The sequence below is a fragment of the Chitinophaga sp. genome (genome assembly GCF_036569185.1).
Lineage (GTDB): Bacteria > Bacteroidota > Bacteroidia > Chitinophagales > Chitinophagaceae > Chitinophaga.
The window spans coordinates 1-3,688 of the sequence record NZ_DATCRD010000390.1 but is presented as its reverse complement, the minus strand read 5'-3'; the positions used below and the strand labels follow the sequence as shown (position 1 = coordinate 3,688).

3 protein-coding genes are annotated in these 3,688 nt (G+C 44.3%); all 3 read right to left on the bottom strand.

Annotated elements, in window-relative coordinates:
- Nucleotides 1–590: dihydroxy-acid dehydratase (locus VIM72_RS29550; protein WP_332006403.1), on the bottom strand; the 590-nt coding region annotated here is incomplete at its 3' end.
- Between the two features lie 248 nt (nucleotides 591–838).
- Nucleotides 839–1,741 (bottom strand): branched-chain amino acid transaminase, encoded by a 903-nt coding sequence (locus tag VIM72_RS29545; protein WP_332006402.1) that lies wholly within the window; start codon nucleotides 1,739–1,741, stop codon nucleotides 839–841.
- Between the two features lie 714 nt (nucleotides 1,742–2,455).
- The gene (locus VIM72_RS29540) at nucleotides 2,456–3,553 is read right to left on the bottom strand and encodes an aminoglycoside phosphotransferase family protein (protein ID WP_332006401.1); all 1,098 of its coding nucleotides are present in this window, start codon (nucleotides 3,551–3,553) and stop codon (nucleotides 2,456–2,458) included.
- Between the last annotated feature and the right edge of the window lie 135 nt (nucleotides 3,554–3,688).

Sequence of the window (3,688 nt, the reverse complement as noted above, 5' to 3'; positions counted from 1 at the left end):
CCGCCACAGGCGCCGGCGCCGGGGCAGGAATTCTGTACAATGCCTTTGAAATCGCCTTCATCCAGCTTGCCTGCCATTTTCTGGCCCAGGGCTTCAAATGCTGAGATGATGTTGAGATCCTGGCCTTTATATTTTCCGGGAGCGATGGTACCACCGTACACCATGATAGAAGGACGGTTGAGGCGGCCCATAGCCATCAGGGAACCGGGCATGTTCTTATCGCAGCCGGGAACGGTGATCAGTGCATCATAATACTGCGCTCCTGCAACGGTTTCAATGGAATCTGCAATCAGATCACGGCTAACGAGGGAATAGCGCATTCCCGGCGTACCATTGCTCATGCCATCACTGACGCCAATGGTATGGAAAATGAGTCCGACCAGGTCATTTGCCCAGACGCCTTTTTTCACGTCCTGTGCCAGATCATTCAGGTGCATATTGCAGGTATTGCCATCGTAGCCCATGCTAACGATACCTACCTGTGCTTTTTTCAGATCTTCCTCCGTTAAACCAATTCCATACAATTGTGCCTGCGCAGCTGGTTGCGTAGGGTCTTGTGTGATCGTTTTGCTGTATTTATTTAATTCCATTGCTTTTTGTTATTTCCCCGATTACAGGTGTTTATAGGTGCCCTATTTTAAAAACTCTGCACAAATTACCCGGTGATGTCGTCAAATTCAAACCAACTTATTCCAATTTACCGGTCTTCAAATCTGCTCTTTTAACTTTAAAACCCTTTACTGTAAAGGATTGTAAGTTTTTCGATTTACAACCTTCAAAGGGTTTTAACTGTCAGCTGTTAGCATTTTAGCGGATGCTAACAGCTAACAGCCAACGGTTAGGCTAATTGCGCTTCGCGTTGAAATGATTTTTCCAGCACTTTAGCTTTATAAGCCTGTTGGAGTAATTTTCCGAGCGATTGTGCCCATGGCTTACTGAAAGACTGGCCATCCAGGGAGTCCAGGCCGATCACTTCTGCTGCAGTACCGCAGAAGAAAGCGCTTTCAGCTTCTTTTAACTCAGGGATGGTAAATAATTTTTGTTCCAGTGGGATATTCAGTTCCTGGCAAAGTTCGATAACAGTGGCGCGGGTGATGCCTGGGAGGATGTTACCGGGAGGAGGAGTGTATATTTTGCCGTCTTTTTCAAAGAAGATGTTAGCACCGGGGCCTTCTGCAACGTAACCATTCATATCCAGCAGCAGCGCTTCATCATAGCCTTTTTCCTTTGCTTCCTGCGAGGCCAGTATCGAGTTTACATAAAGACCGGCAGATTTGGATTCTATTTTAAAGGCTTTTGGATTTGGTCGCTCGTAGGAGGAAGTCATTACCCGCAGCAGCTTTTCTCCCAGGTATGCCCCCCATTCCCATGCACAGATCAGGATATTTGCTTCCTGGGCGGCTTTCAGCGTCATATTCGGCGGACAGAAAACCAGCGGGCGGATATAGGCTTCTTCCATGTTATTCATCTCCAGTACTTTATAACAAGCGGCGATCAGCTCTTCGTTATCAAATTTGTAGGGGATGTGGATCAGCTCGCAGGAGCGCTTCAAACGGTCGAAGTGTTCTTTTGCTTTAAAGATCTTCACTTCGCCGCTTGCGGTTTTGTAGGCGCGGATGCCTTCAAAAACAGCATAGCCGTAGTGGAGCGACTGGCCATACAGGTCAGTTGTAGCAGCATTTGCTTTGGTGTACTCACCGTTGATGTAAAGAATGGTGTTGTCGTTGTAATAGCTATACATAAAATTGAAATTATACCAGGAATATACAGTCCAAAAAAAAGCCTCCCTCTTTGCGGAGGAAGGCGTTATATTTTGTGATTATATGCACGTTTACCTATCCTCCATACTGGTGGCTAATAATGACAACGACGATAATCACGACCTTCGTGATAGCCCAGTTGAGCTGAGGTACGATGTGATTAAGTTTTATATTGTCTTTATTTACCCACATGGAGGCGCTTGTTTTCTTTAGCGTTTCTACAAAAGTATTTGTGAAAAAAATAAAAAACAATAACACAGCCAATATTTAGTAAAAAATCAATCACATTACATGTTTTTGAAAATATTTAAAAAAACAAACGAATAGCTGCGTATTTTCTAAACAAATCGCATGATCCTTATAAATTAATCTACCGGTTTTGTGTACAAAAGACGCGGATTTTGTCTTGGAACAGGATTTTGTCTTGGAACAGGATTTAGATGATTTCGCTGATTACCCTGATTTTATTTTTTCTGACATTAAGTATTGATGTTGCTAATGTAATACCGGCTTTGAGCTTAACCGATGCTTAAAATCCGCAAAAAGGACAAAATCAGGGTAATCAGCGAAATCAGCGAAATCCTGTTCCAAGACAAAATCCGCGCAAAAAAAATCCCGGTGCAGGAAGCACCGGGACAAAATGATTTCATTTCATTACTGTTCACGTTCTAAAAAATGATTTCATTTACTGTTCACTACTGTTCGCTTGTTACGTTTACATGCAGGCATTTGTCGATGATATCCTGCAGTATCGTTTCTTTTTCCATGAGCCGCTGCAGTAAAACCAGCTGGTTCTTAGCGCGGTCGTAATTGTGTGTCGGATACTTGATGGGATAATACACATCACCATTCAGATAATCGGTGAGGAAGCGTATCCCCTGCATGTAGATCATGAACTTCCCGGCAAAGAACAATTGCTCCTTTTCTACTTTTGTCAAAGTACCGCCAATCTCTGCGAGATACCCCTGCATAAGGGCTTCGTAGTATTCTTCGCGGATAACGATCTGGCTGAAATCCCTTTCTTCTTCAGACACGGGACAAACATAAGTGCGTACCATGTCGCCGAGGTCTGAGATGATTTTTCCGGGCATCAGGGTATCTAAATCACATACACAAATACCTTCATAAGTATCCTTGTTGAGCAATACGTTATTGATTTTGGTATCGTGGTGCATCAGATGATCCCTGAATTCAGGATTTGTTTTCAGTTGTTCATACGTTACTGCGATGTCAGAATAGCGGAGGAAATCTTCAATCATCTCTTCTGCTGCAACTTTCCTGTCGTCCTTCGCCGTCCGGATCGCTTCCTGGAAAGCGCTGTACCGTAGGGTCAGGTTGTGAAAGTTGGGAATCGAAGCTTTAAACGGCTTCAGGTCAATACCCGAAAGGTAACTGGCAAGGCGGCCAAATTGTCTGGCTGCTTCATACGCCTGCTTTGGGTTGTCGGCCTGATCCACCGTTACGGAATCCGCAATAAAAGGGATCAATCTCCAGTATTCGTTGTCAATTACAAAGAGCTCTTCCCCGTTAACCGTGGGGATCGGCGTAATAAACAGATAGCCGGGATGATGTACTGCCAGATAGTTTGCTGCCATTCTCTGGTTGGCGGCGATGACTCCTGGTTCCTTAAATACGTTTACATTGATCTTTTGTAAAACGTAGCTACTGCCGTCCTGCTTTTTTTCTAACAAAAAAGTGTTGTTGATGTGTCCTGATCCAAATTTTCGGACATTTAATCCTTCAGGCTCAAGTCCAAAAGCCTGAAGGATGCTTTTGTTGGGTTTTATTTCCATAAATTGTCTGGATATTCTCCATTCTCAACCAGCGCCGATAAGCTGGCCTGCACGCCTGGTGCATCTTCTTTATAGGTAACCCCAAACCATTTTGCACTGGTAGGTATCACCTTCACCGTGCCAATGCCACGGCGG